We start from the raw sequence: 18,315 nt of genomic DNA on the forward strand, positions 1-18,315 counted from the left end.
CGACGTGATCGAGCCGGGCGGTATACCGCAGTACACCGGTGACTTCGCCCAGTTGGAGAAGGCTGCTTCCAACCTGCGTACGCGCGCCACGGGCATTCGGACCGGCGGGAAGGACGTTCACTCCCGCTTCCAGGCAATGGCCGCCTATTACAAGGCTCCTGAAGCGGACAAGCTGTTCTCGTCCACCCAGCCGGTGATGGACACGGCAGAGGAGTTCGCGGGGAACATCGAGTCGCTCGCCGACGCCCTGGACACCTTCATCCACGATGCCAAACCGCACGCCGACCGGCTCAAGCAGTTGAAGCTGGACGCCATCGACTTCGTCGACAGCGTCCGGGGCGATGACGACTGGACCGAGGACCAGAGCAAGACCGACGCGCATCAGGCGTTGATGGACGGTGTGGCGGCAGCACGTGAGGGCTTCCAGGAAGCCGAGCGCAACGCCGCCAACAAGATCGACGCGATCAGCCCGGGTGCCTGCCGCCCGAAGTGGATCGTGGACGACGGCACCCACGGGCTCGGCATGTACGGCCAGAACGCCGACGCGCTCAAGGACGTGAAGGACCTGCCGTGGGGCAGCCCCGAGGGGCGCACCTACGAGCGCTGGAGCCTGGACTGGTGGGGTCACGGGGCCAAGAGCTGGGCGTGGGACGGCATCGCCAAGGACAGCATCTGGGGCGGCATCGACGGCCTGGTCACCCTGATCGGCTTCCACGGAGAGCAAGAGCGTGACCAGGCCTGGGACGGTCTCAAGCGCACCGCCGTCGGCGGCTACGCGTACGGCATGGACCTGTTCGGCCAGGACGAGCACCTGTCCGACTGGCAGCGCGACAGCAAGGCGTACGCGAAGGAGTTCGGCAAGCAGTTCATCGCGTACGACATGACGGCGGAGGACCCCGCGCGCGCCCATGCCGTGTTTTCCTTCAACCTGCTCACGCTCGCCTCCGGACCGCTGGCCGCTGCCTCGAAGCTCGGCAAGGGCGGCACGTTCGCGAAGGCGGCGGGCACCATGGCGAAGATCGGCGACGCCCTCGACCCCCTCGGCGGTGCTTTCAAGGCCGCCAAGGCCCTCTCGGACCTGCCCAAGGTCTCCCAGGTACTGGCCAACGTCAGCGACCACCTTCAGCTACCGAAGACGAAGTTCCCCGACGGCGCCCTCGACCTCAGCGACCGCTACCGGGTCGACAAGGACGGCAACTTCATCCCGCTCGACCGGGACGGCACACCCAATCTGGACCCGGCCAAGCGCGAACCCTCCGCAGCCGAACGGGGAGTCGGCGGGCCGCAGGGCGACCGCGAACCGGTCGGCGTCGGGGGACGCGCCCCCGGAACGACCGCCCATGCGGGGGAGAACTTGCCGCCGCGTGCCGACCATAACGCGGGTGGCGGGGGCGGTGCGGGCGACGGAACACATGGGCCGACAGGCGACGGGGGAGCAAAGAGGGGCGGCGACGGTGGCCATGCCACTACCGGAGATCACGGCTCTGGTAGTGGCCATGGAGTCGACGCCCCAGACGGCCACCATGGGCATGCAGGGCACACAGACGGTCCGTCGACAGGCGATGGCGGAGCCGGGACAGATCACACGACTGGCGATCACGAGCCCGGCGGACCTTCCAATTCGGCCGATTCCAGGCCCATGGAGTTGGGGGGCGAGGCCGAACGCCAACTCCGCGAAGGAATGCGCGGCATCCCCAGAAACAACATGAAGCCCAAAGTCCTGGAGAAGATCGTCGCTCGCTTGGCACAGCATCCTCAGGGCCAGGAGATTGCCGATATCATCAGCTCGGGCAATCTTTCGCGGACGCAAGGCTTTAACACGGTGGTATCCATGTTGGGGTCCGGTCGAGGTGACCAGTACATCCGAGCTATCGATCAAATTCGACTCGGCGACCAGTTCCACAGGAGCGGGCTGCGCGAAATCGAGTTCGAGATCAAGGATCAAAACATAAAGGCAGACCTGGATGTTCGCGTGACTGATGAGAACGGGGAGAGCTTTGGGTATCAGATGAAACGACTGGAGAACCCGAAAAACCCGTTTCAGTCGATCGCGAAAGCGGATAATCTGGGTCAGTTGTCGAAGTCGACGGCCGACCATAAGGTCATGCTCGTTGATGGGCAGGGTACCGTCGCGGAGTGGAAATCAAGGGGAATTCTCGACGAGCTCCTCCAGGTCCACCGTGGCGAACACCCTCTCAAGAGCGAAAAGGGGCGTGGCATTCTATTCGTTATCCGACTCGATGATGGGACCATCAGGATCCCGCCAGGCTCCGAGGTCGATCCGCGAGGTGTCTTGTGATCACAACAATCCCTGTGGGCAGTTGGTCCTGGGAGACCGCGGAAGGCGGCCCGGAGCAGGACGTCGCTCTGCGATGCGGCCGGAAGGCCCTCCGAGTGTGGGCGACCATGCGCACTCTCGGTTTCGTCGACGGGGATGCGACAGCAGACTTCACCGTGCGTGCCGAGGGCGACCGCTCTGTCTTGTTCGCACGCGAGCGGGTACACGTGGCCCTGACCGATGCCGCAGACGGCACTGAACTCTTTTCAGTCTTGAGGTCGGCAGACCTGGAACGTGCCGGAACGGTGGAGATCAACCTGGCCACACCCGGCACATGCTTGCGGAACGGGCAAGCGCACCACGTCGAGAAACTCTTCATGATTTCAGTCGAAGAGTGGGCCAGTGGCGTCGGAACCGTGACGCTCGACACGTACAGCGATGCCTGGTTGTCTCATGATCTGCGCGGCCATCGACAGGGCAGCGTTCAGCAGGAGAACGCTCCACGCCTCAGGGCGATGCTCACCGCGATTACACGGACGCTCGGGTCAGAGATCATTCCGTCGGATCCCACCTACTACGGAGTCCCGACCCACGATGGTTTCGAAGACCTTCCGGACGAGGACCCCGACCTTCTCGATTCCTGGTATATGGCGGAGGTACCGCGTCGGACCGAGCGGCTCCAGGGGCGCATTCCGGCGAATGCACCCTGCTTCGAGTCAGAGACGGATGCGCCGGTCAGGTTTGTGGAAGTAGCGTTGGGTGGACGTGTGGTCGGCTACTTGTGGGAGGCAGAGGATGGCATTGCAGCAGGGTTCGAACCTCGCACCCCGGCCGGTGATGTGGCACTCGACGCAGGACAGGAATGGCTGATGCATCTCAGCGAGGCGAAGCAGCGTGGGCTGACCCCTGATCAAGCGGTAAGTGAGTTGGCATCCTGGCCTGGTAGTACTCGTTCCGGAACGATTGTGTCAGGCACCCGGCAAGAGGCTGCTTCGCTGGAGGAATTGCAAGACCTCTCAGGACGCGAGTGATGTCCCGATGCTTGAAGCATGAAGCCAGGATTGCTTGCAAGGGCAGGCGGCTTCCATCGCCTCCCGAGTGCAACTACCCGGAGCGCATATGACCCAGGACGTCATAGCCCTTACGCCACAGATGCCGGACCCCAAGATGCTCTTGGCCGGGCTCCTTGCCGGCGGTCCCGATCTGCTCGTGAACCGGGCGTGCGACGGGTCCGTCGCTCAGCTGTGCACGGCTGCCGGGCAGGCGCTGGTGTCGCTCGAAGCGCCCCGGTACCTACAAGTGCCGGGTGAGATGGCCAGGTTGCTCGGGCCAGACGTACGCGCGGAGTCGCCCGTGTGGTGGACCGAGGCGCGGGCGACCACCGCTGTGGAGGAGGCCGGGCGGCTGGCCGGGTCCGTCGCCGGGCGCCTGGTGACCGTACTCGGGGGCGCCGTCTGGCCGCGCGAGGCCGGTCATACCGACGTCGTGACCGATCTCGCAGGCGCCGTCACAGAGGCGGCACCCATGGGTGTCGACATGCTCACCGACAAGGCCGCCGTCGTCATCCAAGGCCGCCCCGTCGTCGCTGCTACGACCTGGCTGACCGACGTGGTGAGCAACACGGCTCGCACTGGGCGTGAACTGAACCTCGTCACCCCGCCCGGCGTTAGGCTCACCTTCCCCGCCCGCACGCTGCTGGACGGGCTGCCCTCCCGCTGGGTCGTGCGCGACCCCGAGTGCGGCTACTACGACGGGCTCTCCGGGGCCGTACTGCACTGGAGCGGCGGGCGCTTCACCCCTGTGGGCGACAGTTCTCCCCGGATCGCGGACGCCTTCCGGCCCCGACCCGGCACCGAGGGGGAACGGCAGTTGCTGCTCTCCATCCGTACGATTCACCCGGCCGAGGAACGGCTCGTCCTGGGCGGCGCCCTGGAGCAGGCATGGCACACGCTCACCGGATCCCCACCCGCCGGATGGGCCACCGCCGAACCCATCAACGTTCCCTGGTCGCCACGGCAGCTGACCGACCTGGCCCGTACCCGTGCCCAACGGTCGTTGCCCACCTGGACTGTCGCAGTAGGTGCCCCCGACCGTCCGGCGATCGCCACCGTGCGCACAGCCCGTACGCAGGCCGGCGTCGAAGAGCACATCACGCTGGCCATCGGTCATGGCGCAGACCAGAGCACCCCGGTGGACGCCCTGACCGGACTGGCCGAGTCCCTGGCCACCGGCTACAACCTCGCCACGATGGTCAGCCAACTACGCGCCGCACGCGCAGATCTGACCACCCCGGCCCACTACGAGCCGCCCCCGGTACCTCTCTCCTTCACCCTCGGCCCCGACGCCGTCGCCGACCTCGGCCTCGACCACGCCCGCAAAGCCCTCGCCGACACCGCACCCGCCCAGCTCGGCCCGGCCGCCCGACCCGCCCTGCACTATGTGCTCGGCGACGGAACCGATCCCGCCGCCTGGGAGCGCCTCCAACAGATCAACGACCACACAAACTGTGTCCAGCAGAAGGATTGAGCAGTAAGCCCGGCACAACTACGCGGAAATCCCGCGAGTGGATCTGCGGCGGCGACGATCACAGATACCTGGGGATGTCAGCCATGGGCGCGGTTCTCCTTGAGGGTGCGCACAAGGGCGGCCCACGCGCCGGGCGTGGTGCGGAGTATCGCTCCGGTGGGGTCGCTGCTCTCGGCGAGGCTGACCGTGCTGTTGCGCGCGGCGACGTAGAGGCAGGATTCGCCCTGCCCGCAGTACGAGGACCTCTGCCATGAGTGCTGGTGCATATCCAGTTCCTTCACTGGTCGGCGATCAGACTGCGGACCGACAAGCTCTGACCTTTGAGAAGGCAAAGTCTGTTCCGTGCTACGGATGGCAGGAACGTCCGAGGCTCTGCCGGGCCGCCCCAAGTAAGTGTCAGTTACAGCGGAAGGCGTCAGAATTGGTAAGGATGGGTGCCCCGGTACCGGATCTCGAGCGATGGATCGAAGAGGGGCGTCAGACGGTCATCGATATCGCTGACATGCTGGGAGCCCCGTCAGCTGCGTACACCAGGGACCCACTGAATCTGATTCCTGCCCTGCAGAATTACGTGTCGCGTCTCCCCCTCGGCCAGTTCGAACAATCGGACTGGGCGACACTACACAGCGACCTGATGTCGTATGTGTCAGATTTCCTGATCCAAAGATATGATGCCCGCTGGCTTGTAGTAAACGACTCGACCACGCCTCGCGGCTATCGCTATGTCATCGAGGTGGAAGACCGAGATGACGGCAACCGTACAATTGACCCTTCGGATGTCGTGATGGCCGAGTTCGCCAATCTTCCCATTGAGATCACGAGAATGCTGTCCAGAGCGGAACTCACGCTGCGATTGACGCCTCAAATCAGCGCTGGTGCCCGGCAGAAGGAATGAGCAGTAAGCCCGGCACGACTACGCGGAAGTCCTGCGAGTGGCTCTGGGGCGGCGACCATCACGGATGCCTGGGGATGTCAGCCATGGGCGCGGTTCTCCTTGAGGGTGCGTACCAGGGCGGCCCACGCTGCGGGCGTGGCGTGGAGTATCGCCCCGGTGGGGTCGCCGCTCTCAGTGAGCTTGACCCCTCCACCGGTGCCCCCGGCGATGTGGATGCACGAGTCTCCCTGGGCGCAGTGGGACGACTTCTGCCAGTGGTCGTACGTGGGCATGGGCGTTCCTCTCATAGGTGCTGCCTGACGTGGTGGATCAGATTCCGGGTGTCCGCAGGCGACAGCGCGGCATCCTCGATCCTGCTGAACAGGGTCCGGTAGTTCTGGAGTTGGGTCTCGGCGTCGAGGAACGCGAGGCCGTGGGACTGGTCGAGGTGGACGGTGTCCAGTTCGGGGACTGGGCCGTAGGCGTAGTAGATGGACTGACCGGAGCCGGGGACGGCGCCTGCCTTGAATGGGACGGCCTGAATGGTGATGTGGTCCCGCTCGCTCATGTCGAGGAGGTGCTGCAGCTGCGACCGTGCCGTCTCGGGGCCGCCGACTTCGGTACGCAGCGCCGCCTCATGGATGAGCGCCTGGTACGGGGTCGGCTCAGCCCCGTACAGCACGGCTTGGCGCTTCATTCGGAACGAGACACGGTGCTCAACGTCCGACGGCGGGAGCTCCGGGACGTGCTGCCGGAAGATCTCCCGCGCGTGGTCGGCGCTCTGGAGCAGTCCCGGAACGTGTGCCGTGATGGCACCGCGCAGCTGTTCGGCGTGGTGTTCCAGTTCCGCAAGGTCCAGGAGAGAGGTCGGCAGGAGCTCCTGGTACTCGGACCACCAGCCGCGCTTCCGGTCCTTGGCCATGTCGACCAGGGCTTCGATAAAGGCGTGGTCGGAGCAGGCGTAGTTCTGCGCCATGGCGCGCAGCCGCTCGCCGCTCACTCCGAACCTGGCGGTCTCGATGTTGCTCAGCTGGCCCTGGCCGATGCCGTGCATTCGAGCGGCCTCGGTGGCTGTGAGGCCGGCGCGCTCGCGCAATTTGCGTAATTCGGCAGCAACCCGGATGCGCCGACCTGTGGGGGCGGACCTGCCGGCCATGCAACTCCTCCTTGACGGAGTCGAGTTCGACTCATCACTCACGCGAGGGAATCTGTATGCCGTTCCACGCACGCGATGCAAATAGAACTTGCAGAGAACCTAGTCTCTGTCTCAGGCCACCCGCCCGGAAGTACCCCGCTCGACGGAGCGGCCTCGTCACCGGGCAACCCGAAGCGCACCTGCCAACTTCCCTCCGTGAACGGAGACTTCCATGGTCAGTACCACGGTAACCCCGCCCTGGACATACACCCTCCAACTCCCGCAGGATCCCCGCGCCCCCGGCGTGGCCCGCGCCACCCTCCGCACCATCCTGCGCGTCCACGGCATGCGCGAACTCACAGAGACCGCCGAACTGCTGGCGAGTGAACTGGTCATCAACGCCTACCTGCACTCCTCGGGGGCGTACTCCCTGCGCCTGCGCGACGCCGGGCGCAGTCGTATCCGGCTGAGCGTCTGGGACACCAACCCGCACATCCCCGCCCCGTTCCAATGGAGCGCCGAGGCCCCGGCGGAGCTCGCCGAACGTGGGCGGGGGCTCTACCTCGTCACCCTCTACGCAGAGAGCTGGGGCGCGTACCCCATGCGCGGCGGACTGCCGGGGCAGGGCGGAAAACTGCTCTGGGTGGAGTGCGCGACGAAGACGGACGATGCTCCGCCGTACGGCGCTCAGTGATCTGGAATCGAAACGGGGAACGGGCCCGGCCGACGCGCGGGGCGCCTCGCAAGGGACGCCCCGCGCTTGCGTCGGCGGGCAGCCGGTGGCGGGATCACCGGGAGCTGATCGACGCTATCGCCTGGAAGTTCCAGACCGGCTCGCAGTGGGTCTTCCCTGACCATCGCACTCCACTTTCGGGGTGGTTCCTGCGGACGGGACCATCCTCCTGAGCCGGAGGCGTCCCGGCATCTCATTGCTCACACCACGCGATCAGCCGACTGCAGATCGCGTACGGGGCGTGGGCCTACGTCCCCATGGCGTAGGCGCTCCAGATCCGGAGCGGGAAGACATTACCGCGCCCCGAATCGGGTCCGCCCACGCCCTGCATTCCCAGCAGTTGAGGGGTGCCCGGCTTGCTGCGGAACATTGTGACGGCCGTGGTCAGCCCCTTGCTGTGGCCGATGAACCAGGCCGACTTCATCCGGTCGTCCTCGCCGGTCGCGCCCGCCGAGAGGTCGTCGGCAGCCTTGGACCTGGCGAACGTGCCGAACTTCCCGTCCTGACCCAGCCGGGTCCAGGCCACCATCCCCAGGGTGTTGTTCACATCGTTGGCCACCGAGGCGTCCATCGCGCGCCGCAGCTCGGGCTTCCCGAAGCCCTCGACCGCCTCGCCGTCCCGGATCACCTTGGTCACCGAGTAGGGATCGGCCCTCATGCCGTCGTTACTGAAGGCGGTGTACGCGTCCGCCATCCTGACCGCGCTCGGTGTGGACGTGCCGAGGGGAAAGGACTTGTCCAGGCGGGCCAGGCTCTGCTCGTGCAGCCCGGCCGATACCGCCAGTTCCTTCACCTTCTTCAGCCCGATGTCCTTGCCGAGCAGCACGAAGGTTGCGTTGGCCGACTTGACCAGCGCATCGCGCAGGGGCGTCGGCGCCGTGACCATCACCTGGCCGGAACCGGCACCCGGCGGGGCGGGGGGCGCCGCGTACGGGCCGTCCTTGATCAGACGCCCCTCACTGTCGTAGCCGCTGTTCAGGGTGATCCCGTCGCCGTGCTGAAGGGCCGCTGCCAGCACGAAGGGCTTGAAGGCCGAGCCGACAGGGACGCCCGCGGTGTCGGCGTTGTTGGCGAAGTGGGTGATCGCGTCGGCTCCGCCATACACCGCGACCACGGCCCCGTCGGACCGCACGGATGCGGCGCCGACCTCGACGTACTTGTTCTCGGGACGCTTCTTGGGGTCGAGGTCGCGCTTGCGCACGCTCCGCACGGCCCGTTCCAGCTGCCCCACCCTGGCCTTGTCGAAGGTGGTGTGCACCCGGTAGCCGCCCCGGAAGAGGTCCTTGTCGGTGAGGCCCGAACGCTTCTTGATGTACTTGTTGGCGATGTCGACGAGATAGCCGGTCTGGCCACCGAGGCTGGTCGGCTTGGCGACCGGCTTCGGCTCGGGGAACTTCTGGTACGCGGCCCGCTCGGCCTTCGTCATCGTGCCGATCTCCACCTGCCGGTCGAGGATCCACTCCCAGCGGTCGACGGCGCGTTCGTGGTTGCCCTTGCCGCCCGCGGGGTCGTACTGCTCCGCCCCCTTGAGCAGGGACGCGAGCAGTGCCGCCTGGCTGGGGTCGAGGTCCTTCGCGGGGATTCCGTAGTACGCGTGCGCCGCTGCCTGGATGCCGTAGGCGCCGCGGCCGAACCAGCTGGTGTTCAGATATCCCTGGAGGATCTCCTTCTTGCTCTGCTTGTTGCTCAGCTTCAGCGAGATGAAGAACTCCTTGAACTTCCGGGTGGCCGACTGCTCCTGGCTGAGATAGGTGTTCTTCACGTACTGCTGGGTGATGGTGGAGCCGCCCTGGGTCTCGCCGCCTTTGACCATGCTGACGGCCGCGCGGGCAATCCCCTTCGCCGATACCCCCGGGTCGGCGTAGAAGGTCTCGTTCTCGGCGGCGATGACCGCGTGCTCCACCGAATCGGGTATGTCGGCGAGCGTGACGTTCTGCCGATTGACCGCGCCCACACTCACCATCTGGCTGCCGTCCGCCCAGTAGTAGACGGTGCCCTGCCTGCGCGCCTCGTCGTTCTCGTCCGGGATGTCGACGGACGCGTACACCACGGCGAACAGCCCGGCCAGCGCACCGAATCCGAGCAGGATCCCGCTCAGCACCTGCCGCCACGAAGGGACCCAGCGGCGCCAGTTGCTTCTTCCCCGGCGGGGGTAGTCGACACGGAGCCCGCGAAGGCGGATCGGGCGGATGGGGCGGATGGGGCGTCGGGCCATGCTCCGGCAGCTCCTCGTTCACCGTCCCGCACCGGTGTGGTGCGGACTTGTGAGAGGAGATGTTCCGGATCACGATCAGGTTGTCTCGGGGCCCCGTCCGACACGGGTGGCGACCCCGCACCGGACGGCCTTTTCGGGGGAACGGTCCGCGATACCCCACTTGTCGGCCGGCGCTCAGTGAATCCGCCCCCGCCGAAGGCCCTACGCCGCGTACCCGTCCAGCCAGGACGGGAACTCCGTCAGCGACGACAGGACGACGTCCGCTCCCGCCGCCCGGAGCTCCTCCGCGTCGCACGGGCCCGTGGTGACCGCCACCGAGAGCGCCCCGGCCGTGCGGGCGCCCCGTACGTCGCCGGTGTGGTCGCCCACGTACACACCCGCCCCGTGCTCGCGCAGCGCCTCCCCCTTGGCCTCCGCCCACAGACCGCCGATCACCGCATCCGGCTCGATCCCGAGGTACTCCAGGTGCAGCTCGGCGTTCGGCAGGTGCTTGGCGGTGACGACTATCGCCCGGCCGCCCCGCTCGCGGATCGCCGCGACCGATTCCCGGGCACCCGGCAGTGCGAGGCTCGGGACGATGGCGTGTGTGGGGTAGATCTCCCGGTAGCGGTCGGCGGTGGCGGCCACCGCATCGGCCGGGAACCAGTTCCGCAACTCGTCGTCGACCGGCGGGCCGAGCCTGCTCACCACCAGATCCGTGTCGATCGGCGTCCCCGTCTCGGCGGAAAGCGCCAGGTAGGCGGCCTTGATACCGGGCCGGGAGTCGATGAGCGTCATGTCGAGGTCGAAACCGACCGTCAGCGGGTGCGAAGGCATGGAATCCATTGTCACGGGGCCTCGCACGGCGGCGGTCCCGGTACGGGCCTCGGGCCCCGGAATGGCGGTGCTTAGACTTAGCCAAGCCTAACTTTGCTTCCGCTTTCGATTGGGTCCGATGTCAGCCGCCGCACCACGCCGCTCCAGACGCGCACTCGCGACGGCGGCGGCCGTCGCGGCGCTGCTGGTGTCGGTGCTTCTCAGCCTCGCCGTAGGGGCCCGCTCCATACCCCCGTCCGAGGTGATCGACGCCCTGCTGCACGGCGGGCACTCCGACGCCGCCGAAGTCATCCGGAACATGCGGGTGCCGCGCACCCTGATCGGGCTGATGGTCGGCGCGGCACTGGCCCTCGCGGGCACGGTGCTCCAGGGCATCACCCGTAACCCCATCGCCGACCCCGGCATCCTCGGCATCAGCCAGGGCGCCTCGGTGGGCGTGGTGCTGGCCATCGCGTACGCCGGGATCCACACCCTGACGGGATACGTGTGGTTCGCGTTCGCGGGGGCGGCGATCGCCTCCGTCGCCGTGTACGCCATCGCCTCCAGCGGACGCGGGGGCGCCACCCCCGTGAAACTCGCCCTCGGCGGCGCCGCGATCAACGCGCTGCTGGTGTCGGTGACGATGGGGGTGCTGACGACCAAGGCGTCGGCGCTGGACGAGTTCCGCTTCTGGCAGGTCGGCTCCATCGCCGGGCGCGAGGCCGATGTGGCCCAGCAGATCTGGCCGTTCATGCTGGTCGGAACCGTGCTCGTGCTGTCCGTCGCCCGCGGGCTCGATGCGCTGGCGCTCGGCGAGGACGTGGCGAAGGGGCTCGGGCAGAAGGTCGCGACGGTACGGATCGCCGGCGGTATCGGGGCCACCGTGCTGACCGGTGTCGGTGTCGCGGCGGCCGGTCCGATCGCGTTCATCGGACTCGCCGTCCCGCACATCGCCCGCGCGATCGTCGGCAGCGACCACCGCTGGGTACTGCCGATGGCGGCACTGATCGGACCCGTCATGCTGCTCGTCTCCGATGTCATCGGCCGCATCCTCTTCCCGCCGAGCGAGGTCCCGGCGGGTGTGATGACGGCGCTGATCGGCGTTCCCTTCCTGGTCACGCTGGTACGCCGGAAGGCGGTGCCCGCATGAGCGACACCACTGTCCGGGTGCGGCCCGCCGGGTACCAGGTCGTACGGATCGGGGCGCGGGGCCGGTTCCTGCTGCACCGGCGGGCGGCCGTCGTCGCCGCCGTCCTCGTCGCCTCGCTGGCCGCCGTCTGCGTCGCGTACCTCTGCGTCGGCGAGAGCTTCGTCGCGCCCGGCGAGGTCATGAAGGTGATCCTGGGGCAGCCGTCCCCGGACGAATTGGTCGTCGGCACGCTGCGGCTGCCGCGGATGGTCGTGGGGCTGCTGGTCGGTGCGGCGTTCGGGATCGCCGGTGCGCTGATCCAGACCGTCGCCCGCAATCCACTGGCCAGCCCCGACATCATCGGCATCAGCCAGGGGGCGAGCGCACTCACGGTCGGCGCGATGACCTTCGGCGTCACCTCGTACACCGTGCTGCCGTATCTGTCCGTCATCGGCGGGGTGGCCGCAGCGGCGCTCGTGTACGTCTTCGCCTGGCGCGGCGGGCTGCACGCCACCCGCTTCGTCCTCATCGGCATCGGCTTCGCCATCGCGCTGAAGTCGGTCACCACACTGTTCCTGACGAAGGGCGACTACCTGGTCGCCCAGCAGGCGCAGGTCTGGATGACCGGCTCGCTCAACGGCCGCGGCTGGTCCGAGGCCGCGCCGATCGGCTGGACGCTGCTGATCCTGCTGCCGGCCGTCCTGTGGGCCGCCCGCGCCCAGCGCACCGTCTCGATGGACGACGACACCGCGACGGCCCTCGGGGTGCGTCTGGGACGGGTACGGCTGGGGCTCGTCGCACTCGGTGTGGTCCTGGCGTCCGTGGCGACCGGGACGGCCGGTCCGGTCGACTTCGTGGCGCTGCTCGCCCCGCAGATCGCCCGCAGGATGACCCGTACCGCGCAGATTCCGCTGTTCTGCTCGGCGCTGCTCGGCGCGGTGATCGTCGTCTTCGCGGATCTGCTGGCGCGCAGGCTCTTCTCGCCCACCGAGCTGCCGGTGGGTGTTCTGACGGCGGCGGTCGGCGCCCCGTATCTGATCTGGCTGATCATCCGCGGCCACGGCGGCGGCCGTGGCCGTAGTGGAGGCACTGCATGAGCTCGACCCGTACGTCCGACGCCACGGCGACCGATGCCAGCCGGCTCACGGTGCGGGAGCTGACGCTCGCGTACGAGGACCGCACCGTCGTCCACGAGCTGGACCTCGCCGTTCCCGACGGACAGGTCACCGTCATCGTCGGCCCGAACGCCTGCGGCAAGTCGACCACGCTGCGCGCGCTCGGCCGGCTCCTCAAGCCACGCGGCGGGGCCGTGCTCCTCGACGGCACCGAGCTGTCGAAGATCCCCACGCGGAGGATCGCCCAGTCGATCGGGCTGCTGCCGCAGACCCCGGTGGCCCCCGAGGCGATCACCGTCTCCGATCTCGTCGCCCGCGGCCGGCAGCCGCATCAGCACTGGTGGCAGCAGTGGTCACAGGAGGACGAGCGGGCGGTGACGGACGCGATGGAGCGTACGGACGTCACCGCGCTCGGCGACCGGTCGGTGGACGAGCTGTCCGGCGGGCAGCGCCAGCGGGTCTGGATCGCGATGGCGCTCGCCCAGGAGACCGATCTGCTGCTGCTCGACGAGCCGACCACGTACCTCGACATCGCCCACCAGGTGGAGGTCCTGGACCTGGTGCGCCGGCTCACCGCCCCGGCGGCTGACGGCACCCGCGGCCGGACCGTCGTCACCGTGCTCCACGACCTCAACCAGGCCGCCCGGTACGCGGACCACCTGGTCGCCATGAAGGGGGGCCGGATCGTCGCCGAGGGCCACCCGAACGACATCGTCACCGCCGGTCTCGTGCGCGAGGTCTTCGGCCTGGACGCGGTGATCGTCCCGTGCCCGGTGACGGGTTCGCCGCTCGTGGTTCCGGGAGCTCCCTGGCAGGCCACGCCGGCGTCGTGACCCGCGCCCGACCCCACCCGGGCGCGGAGGAGCATGTCCGGCGGGTGAGGGCGCGGGCGAGAGCCCGCAGCAGAATCACGGCACTGGTGCCCCTCGAAGCACTGGGGTGGCAGCGCGTCGAAAGCCGCTCACACCACGACGAGGCGCACCCTGTCGCCGCACAGTTTGCCCATGTCGTCAACGTCGGATGTCAGCATGACGACGGGGCGTTGCTGCCGCAGAGCCGCCTCGGCCACGGCAGCGTCGATGGCGTACTTGTGGCCGTGCAGTCCAGCCGCCATCAACAGCGCCGAAGCCGCCTTCGCCTCTTCGTCGCCCACCGGGACGGTGCGCAGACCGGACAGTACCCAGGCCAGCCGGGCCTTGTTGGTGCGGGCATGCACGGCTTCGATGATGGTGAGCGCGGAGATGACCACCTCCATCCCCCTGGACCGCGCCTCCGCGACCAGGGCCACCGCCGTCTCGTCATCGCTGAGCAGCTTGGAAAGTCCCTCGCTGTCGAGGACGAGCGTCCCTTCGTGGCTCAGCTTGCGGCGGGCCACTGCCCCTCCTCGGCGAACGCCTCGTCGAAGACCTGCCGCGCCCGCTGCCGCGCCTGCTCGGAGACCGGCCCCTTACGGCTCTCGTAGTCCGCCAGGTACTCGTCCAGCACCTGCCCTCGAAGCTCCCGCTCGACGGCTGCGGCGATGAACGCGGAGAACTCCCGCTTACCCGCCCGGGCACGGATCGCTTCAGCGGTCCCTTCGGGCAGAGAGAGGCTGACCCGCGTCGCCGGTCCCTCACCGATGCTGTACGTCGTCTCGGACATGAACCCATCTTATCAAACGAGTAGGAAACGAAGATGTCTCGGCGCCCACCCCTGCGCCCCCGCCTACCCCACCCGCTTCCGCGCCCGCCACACCAGGAACACCGCCGACGCCACCGCGGCCATGCGCACCACCACCGGCCACACCCCGCTCAGCGCCTCCGCCATCCCGTCCTGCGGGATCGGCTCGCCCCAGCGCCCCTCCGTCCGGCCCCAGAGCCAGACGAGTGCGCCCGCCACGACCACGCCGGGCAGCCCCATCGCGGCCCATTTCGCCTCCGCGCGGGACAACTTGCGCGAGCTGTACGCGAGCAGCCAGCCACCCGCCAGGGCCAGCCAGGAGCCCATCACGGCGCCCACGACGAGCAGCCCGGCGGCAAGCAGCAAAAAGGGGTGGGAGAAACCCTGGGCCCTCGACTCGCGCGGGGCGCGGCGGCGGAGGCCCGGGAGCCGTCGGCGTCGCGGCGCGGCCTCGTCGGTGCCGACGTCCTCGGCCGGACCGTCGTCCGCCGAGTCGCCCGCGCGCGGGCGCGGAACGGCGTCCCGGGCCGGCGGCGGCTTCATCATGTCCGGGATCTCGACACCGCCGACGAACCCCGGCAGATCGACCCCGTCACCGAACGGCTCCGACTCGATCCGCCACCAGTCGGGCTCGCTCCCGGACGGCCCCAGCTCGTCCGTACCGGCCATGTGCGGCGGCGAAGGCACCCGACCGGCCGCCGCTTCCGGAGCCACGGAGTCCGCCGAGCCCTCCGATTCCCCGTCCGGCGCCTGTGCCCGCGCGCGCGACGCGCCCTTGCCGGAACTGTCTTTCCGGAGCATCCCCTTGCGCGGACCGGGGATGCCGCGCCCCTCCCCCGCGGCAGGTCCCGGCCCCTGGGGCAGCTCCACCGTCCCGTCCGCCGACGCGGCCGCAGCGGCGACCAGTTCGTCCGGTGTGCCGAGCCTCCCGATGATGCGGCGGACCGCCGCCGGGGTGTCCGCGGACTGCGTTCCGCGCTGCCGGTCGATCTCGCCCCGGAGGGTCGAAACGAGCCTCATCCGGGTGCCCGAGGACAGCTGTTGCTGCTGTGCCAGGTCCCCGACCCGGCTCAGATAGTCGTAGACGAGCTGGTCGCTCTCGATCCCCACGCGATTGGTTCCCCTCTGGCGCCTGCACCGACGGTAGCGCCCTCGAGCCTGTCCGGAGCGACTAACGTGGGACGGATGGGGATGACCACACCACCGCGGACGCTCGCCGAAGCTCTCCGCGCCCGGGACGACGAGTCGTTGGCGGGGCTGCTGCGTGCCCGCCCCGATCTCCTCACCCCCGTACCCAATGACATCACTCAGCTCGCGACGAGAGCCGGCACGCGCGCCTCCGTCGTACGCGCCCTGGAACACCTCGACCGGTTCGCTCTGCAGACCGCCGAAGCTCTCGCCGTGGCCCCCGACCCCGCCCCGTACGAGACGCTGCTCGGCCTCCTCACCGGCGACGGCCGGGACGACGGCGAGGACCGCGGCGACGCGGACGCGGCGATCGGGGACACACTGCCCGCCGCCCTGACCACCCTGCGCGAACAGGCCCTCGTCTGGGGCGAGGACGACCGGCTGCGGCTGGTGCGCACCGCGCGCGAACTCCTCGCGCCCTCCCCGCAGCACCCCTCCCCGACCGGTCTGGGCCCGACCGTCGCGGAGGCCACCGCGGGAATGTCGCCGGGCCGCCTCCAGGACATCCTGGCGAACGCCGGACTGCCCGCCACCCATGACCCGGTCTCCGCCGTGACGGCCCTGTCCGCGCTCTTCACCGACCGGGCCAGGATGGGCGAGCTGCTGGACACCGCCCCCGCCGAAGCCCTGTCCGTACTGGACCGCCTGGTGTGGGGGCCGCCGTACGGGGAAGTGACCCCGAACCCCACCCCGCCCGTGAAATGGCTGCGCGACCGCGGGCTGCTGCTGCCTGTGTCGACCCGCACCGTGGTGCTGCCCCGTGAGGCCGCCCTGCATCTGCGGGCCGGGCGCGCCCACCGCGTGCCGGAACCGCATCCGCCCGCCGTGGAGGCGGTCGCGAACCGTGATCCCCAGGCTGTGGACAGCGCCGCGGCCGGCCAGGCGTTCCTGGCGGTGGCCACCGTCGAGGAGCTGCTGAAGAGCTGGAACGGCGGCGGCCCCGCGATACTGCGCGCCGGCGGGCTCAGTGTGCGCGAGCTGAAGAAGACCGCCACCACCCTCGACGTCTCCGAGCCCGTCGCCGCGTTCTGGGTCGAACTCGCCTACGCGGCCGGGCTGCTGGCCTCCGACGGAGAGGCCGACGAACGGTACGCGCCGACGCCCGCGTACGACGACTGGGCCGAACTCCCCGCCCAGGACCGCTGGGTGCACCTCGCCACCGCCTGGCTCGCCGCCACCCGTACCCCGGGCCTGGTCGGCGGTCAGGACGCCAAGGGCCGGGCCCTGTCCGCCCTCGGCCCCGACCTCGACCGCTCCGCCGCCCCCGAGGTGCGCCACCGGGTCCTGGCCCTCCTCGCGGCACTGGAACCGGGCACCGCCCCCGACCCGGAGACGGTGCTCGCCCGGCTCCGCTGGGAACGCCCCCTGCGCGGCGCCTCCGCCTCCGCCGGGGACACCACCGACCTGCGGTCCCGGATCGCCCTGTGGACGCTCAACGAGTCCGAGCTCCTCGGCATCACCGGCCGCGGGGCGCTCGCCGCACACACCCGCGCCCTGCTCGCCTCCGGGCCGGCCGAGGCCGCCGCACTGCTCGCGCCCCTCATCCCGGAGCCGCTGGACCACGTCCTGCTCCAGGCCGACCTGACGGCCGTCGCCCCCGGCCCGCTGGAGCGCCCCCTGGCGGACATGCTCTCCGCCCTCGCGGACATCGAGTCGAAGGGCGGCGCGACGGTCTACCGGTTCACCCCCGGGTCCGTACGCCGTGCCCTGGACGCCGGACAGTCCGCAGCCGATCTGCACGCGTTCCTCGCCGCCCACAGCCGTACGCCGGTGCCGCAGCCGCTCAGCTACCTCATCGACGACGTCGCCCGCCGCCACGGCCATCTGCGGATCGGCGCCGCCTCCTCATACGTGCGCTGCGACGACGAGGCCGTGCTGAACGAGATCCTCGCCGACAGGCGCTCGGCCACCCTGCGCCTGCGCCGCCTCGCACCGACGGCCCTGGCCGCCCAGGTCGACCCGGCGTCCCTGCTCGAAGGGCTGCGCGAGATGGGGTACGCGCCGGCCGCCGAGTCCGCCGAGGGCGATGTCCTGATCACCCGCGCGGGCGCCCGCCGCACCCCGCCCCGCACGGCCCCCGTCCCCGTGCCCGAGGGCCCTCCGGTCCCGGACGCCACCCTGCTCGGCGCGGCGGTGAGGGCGATCCGCGCCGGGGACACGGCCGCCACGGTGGCCCGCAAGGACCCGGCCGACGCGCCCCCGGCCTCGTCCGGCTCCCTGCCCCGTACGACCTCCGCCGAGACCCTCGCCACCGTCCAGGCCGCCGCGATGACCGGCTCGGCGCTCTGGATCGGCTACGTCAACGCGGACGGCGCGGCCAGCCAGCGCGTCATCGCCCCGGTCCGGGTCGAGGGCGGGTTCGTCACCGCGTACGACCACACGGCGGACGAGGTCCGCACGTACCCCCTGCACCGGATCACCGGCGTCGCCGAACTGGCCGACGACGCCACGTCCTGAGGCTTCACCCGCTCAAGCCCGGTCCGACGGTGACAGCAGCCACCGAGCTCCGGCCGTCCGGCCGGTCCATGGTTCCGGAGCCGTCGCCCCGGCGGCAGCATCGGCCGTCCCTGGACCGTACGTCCCTGTGCGGAGCAGCACACCGCCTCATGGCACCCGCATGCGGCACACTGGACGTTTGGCCGTTCCCGGCCGTTCCCGCAGCAGAAAG

17 protein-coding genes are annotated in these 18,315 nt (G+C 69.4%); 9 read left to right on the forward strand and 8 right to left on the reverse strand.

Translation table 11 applies throughout. The features are described from left to right. The first annotated feature begins 4 nt into the window (after positions 1-4). The 3 genes from NRF20_RS20265 (at position 5) to NRF20_RS20275 (ending at position 4,804) form a co-directional block, all read left to right on the forward strand. Positions 5-2,299 carry a hypothetical protein gene (locus NRF20_RS20265; RefSeq protein ID WP_413753011.1) on the forward strand — a complete coding sequence of 765 codons (2,295 nt, stop codon included), beginning with the start codon at positions 5-7 and terminating at the stop codon, positions 2,297-2,299. A 107-nt stretch (positions 2,300-2,406) separates the two neighbouring features. Beyond that, positions 2,407-3,309 carry a hypothetical protein gene (locus NRF20_RS20270; protein ID WP_413753012.1) on the forward strand — a complete coding sequence of 301 codons (903 nt, stop codon included), beginning with the start codon at positions 2,407-2,409 and terminating at the stop codon, positions 3,307-3,309. An 88-nt stretch (positions 3,310-3,397) separates the two neighbouring features. Beyond that, on the forward strand, positions 3,398-4,804 hold the full coding sequence (locus NRF20_RS20275) for a DUF6177 family protein (protein ID WP_413753013.1): 1,407 nt from the start codon (positions 3,398-3,400) through the stop codon (positions 4,802-4,804). A gap of 77 nt (positions 4,805-4,881) precedes the next feature. Here the strand turns inward: NRF20_RS20275 and NRF20_RS20280 are convergent, their stop codons facing one another. Next, positions 4,882-5,070, reverse strand: a complete 189-nt coding sequence (locus tag NRF20_RS20280; protein WP_398630162.1) for a DUF397 domain-containing protein — start codon at positions 5,068-5,070, stop codon at positions 4,882-4,884. A gap of 164 nt (positions 5,071-5,234) precedes the next feature. Between NRF20_RS20280 and NRF20_RS20285 the strand changes: the two genes are divergently transcribed. Further along, on the forward strand, positions 5,235-5,699 hold the full coding sequence (locus NRF20_RS20285; protein ID WP_413753014.1) for a hypothetical protein: 465 nt from the start codon (positions 5,235-5,237) through the stop codon (positions 5,697-5,699). 77 nt (positions 5,700-5,776) lie between these two features. Here the strand turns inward: NRF20_RS20285 and NRF20_RS20290 are convergent, their stop codons facing one another. Together NRF20_RS20290 and NRF20_RS20295 are read right to left on the reverse strand one after the other, a co-directional pair. Beyond that, positions 5,777-5,971, reverse strand: coding sequence for a DUF397 domain-containing protein (locus NRF20_RS20290; RefSeq protein ID WP_398630160.1), 195 nt, complete (start codon positions 5,969-5,971; stop codon positions 5,777-5,779). A gap of 11 nt (positions 5,972-5,982) precedes the next feature. Then, positions 5,983-6,834: a helix-turn-helix transcriptional regulator gene (locus NRF20_RS20295; RefSeq protein ID WP_398630159.1), complete on the reverse strand. Its 852-nt coding sequence runs from the start codon at positions 6,832-6,834 to the stop codon at positions 5,983-5,985. A gap of 211 nt (positions 6,835-7,045) precedes the next feature. Between NRF20_RS20295 and NRF20_RS20300 the strand changes: the two genes are divergently transcribed. After that, positions 7,046-7,507, forward strand: a complete 462-nt coding sequence (locus tag NRF20_RS20300) for an ATP-binding protein (RefSeq protein WP_413753015.1) — start codon at positions 7,046-7,048, stop codon at positions 7,505-7,507. Positions 7,508-7,793: 286 nt separating this feature from the next. Here the strand turns inward: NRF20_RS20300 and NRF20_RS20305 are convergent, their stop codons facing one another. Then, on the reverse strand, positions 7,794-9,761 hold the full coding sequence (locus NRF20_RS20305) for a transglycosylase domain-containing protein (protein WP_413753016.1): 1,968 nt from the start codon (positions 9,759-9,761) through the stop codon (positions 7,794-7,796). A 201-nt stretch (positions 9,762-9,962) separates the two neighbouring features. Then, complete coding sequence (locus NRF20_RS20310; RefSeq protein ID WP_398630156.1) at positions 9,963-10,586, reverse strand: HAD family hydrolase; 624 nt, start codon at positions 10,584-10,586, stop codon at positions 9,963-9,965. Positions 10,587-10,695: 109 nt separating this feature from the next. Here NRF20_RS20310 and NRF20_RS20315 point away from each other — a divergent pair, with 109 nt between their 5' ends. Genes NRF20_RS20315 through NRF20_RS20325 form a run of 3 tightly spaced genes read left to right on the forward strand, consistent with a single transcriptional unit; the run spans position 10,696 to position 13,633 of the window. Continuing rightward, on the forward strand, positions 10,696-11,706 hold the full coding sequence (locus NRF20_RS20315) for a FecCD family ABC transporter permease (protein WP_398630155.1): 1,011 nt from the start codon (positions 10,696-10,698) through the stop codon (positions 11,704-11,706). Then, on the forward strand, positions 11,703-12,782 hold the full coding sequence (locus NRF20_RS20320; RefSeq protein WP_413753017.1) for a FecCD family ABC transporter permease: 1,080 nt from the start codon (positions 11,703-11,705) through the stop codon (positions 12,780-12,782). The genes NRF20_RS20315 and NRF20_RS20320 overlap by 4 nt, the downstream gene beginning before the upstream one ends. After that, complete coding sequence (locus NRF20_RS20325; protein WP_398630153.1) at positions 12,779-13,633, forward strand: ABC transporter ATP-binding protein; 855 nt, start codon at positions 12,779-12,781, stop codon at positions 13,631-13,633. The genes NRF20_RS20320 and NRF20_RS20325 overlap by 4 nt, the downstream gene beginning before the upstream one ends. 128 nt (positions 13,634-13,761) lie before the next feature. On the opposite strand, the gene NRF20_RS20330 is transcribed toward NRF20_RS20325, so the two are convergent. The 3 genes from NRF20_RS20330 to NRF20_RS20340 form a co-directional block, all read right to left on the reverse strand. After that, on the reverse strand, positions 13,762-14,175 hold the full coding sequence (locus NRF20_RS20330; RefSeq protein ID WP_398630152.1) for a DNA-binding protein: 414 nt from the start codon (positions 14,173-14,175) through the stop codon (positions 13,762-13,764). Further along, on the reverse strand, positions 14,157-14,441 hold the full coding sequence (locus NRF20_RS20335; protein ID WP_398630151.1) for a hypothetical protein: 285 nt from the start codon (positions 14,439-14,441) through the stop codon (positions 14,157-14,159). Before NRF20_RS20335 ends, NRF20_RS20330 begins: the two co-directional genes overlap by 19 nt. Before the next feature lie 63 nt (positions 14,442-14,504). Beyond that, on the reverse strand, positions 14,505-15,569 hold the full coding sequence (locus tag NRF20_RS20340; RefSeq protein WP_413753018.1) for a hypothetical protein: 1,065 nt from the start codon (positions 15,567-15,569) through the stop codon (positions 14,505-14,507). Positions 15,570-15,644: 75 nt separating this feature from the next. Between NRF20_RS20340 and NRF20_RS20345 the strand changes: the two genes are divergently transcribed. Further along, on the forward strand, positions 15,645-18,104 hold the full coding sequence (locus NRF20_RS20345; protein ID WP_413753019.1) for a helicase-associated domain-containing protein: 2,460 nt from the start codon (positions 15,645-15,647) through the stop codon (positions 18,102-18,104). Positions 18,105-18,315: the final 211 nt, after the last annotated feature.

The organism is Streptomyces sp. R-74717 (assembly GCF_047305335.1).
GTDB classification, from domain to species: domain Bacteria; phylum Actinomycetota; class Actinomycetes; order Streptomycetales; family Streptomycetaceae; genus Streptomyces; species Streptomyces atratus.

Excerpts from the sequence above, each read along its gene's own strand:
- NRF20_RS20270 (WP_413753012.1), top strand. The coding sequence starts at position 2,407 with ATGCGCACTCTCGGTTTCGTCGACGGGGATGCGACAGCAGACTTCACC.
- NRF20_RS20275 (WP_413753013.1), top strand. The coding sequence starts at position 3,398 with ATGACCCAGGACGTCATAGCCCTTACGCCACAGATGCCGGACCCCAAG.
- NRF20_RS20280 (WP_398630162.1), bottom strand. The coding sequence starts at position 5,070 with ATGCACCAGCACTCATGGCAGAGGTCCTCGTACTGCGGGCAGGGCGAA.
- NRF20_RS20285 (WP_413753014.1), top strand. The coding sequence starts at position 5,235 with ATGGGTGCCCCGGTACCGGATCTCGAGCGATGGATCGAAGAGGGGCGT.
- NRF20_RS20290 (WP_398630160.1), bottom strand. The coding sequence starts at position 5,971 with ATGCCCACGTACGACCACTGGCAGAAGTCGTCCCACTGCGCCCAGGGA.
- NRF20_RS20295 (WP_398630159.1), bottom strand. The coding sequence starts at position 6,834 with ATGGCCGGCAGGTCCGCCCCCACAGGTCGGCGCATCCGGGTTGCTGCC.
- NRF20_RS20300 (WP_413753015.1), top strand. The coding sequence starts at position 7,046 with ATGGTCAGTACCACGGTAACCCCGCCCTGGACATACACCCTCCAACTC.
- NRF20_RS20305 (WP_413753016.1), bottom strand. The coding sequence starts at position 9,761 with ATGGCCCGACGCCCCATCCGCCCCATCCGCCCGATCCGCCTTCGCGGG.
- NRF20_RS20310 (WP_398630156.1), bottom strand. The coding sequence starts at position 10,586 with ATGGATTCCATGCCTTCGCACCCGCTGACGGTCGGTTTCGACCTCGAC.
- NRF20_RS20315 (WP_398630155.1), top strand. The coding sequence starts at position 10,696 with ATGTCAGCCGCCGCACCACGCCGCTCCAGACGCGCACTCGCGACGGCG.
- NRF20_RS20320 (WP_413753017.1), top strand. The coding sequence starts at position 11,703 with ATGAGCGACACCACTGTCCGGGTGCGGCCCGCCGGGTACCAGGTCGTA.
- NRF20_RS20325 (WP_398630153.1), top strand. The coding sequence starts at position 12,779 with ATGAGCTCGACCCGTACGTCCGACGCCACGGCGACCGATGCCAGCCGG.
- NRF20_RS20335 (WP_398630151.1), bottom strand. The coding sequence starts at position 14,441 with ATGTCCGAGACGACGTACAGCATCGGTGAGGGACCGGCGACGCGGGTC.
- NRF20_RS20345 (WP_413753019.1), top strand. The coding sequence starts at position 15,645 with ATGGGGATGACCACACCACCGCGGACGCTCGCCGAAGCTCTCCGCGCC.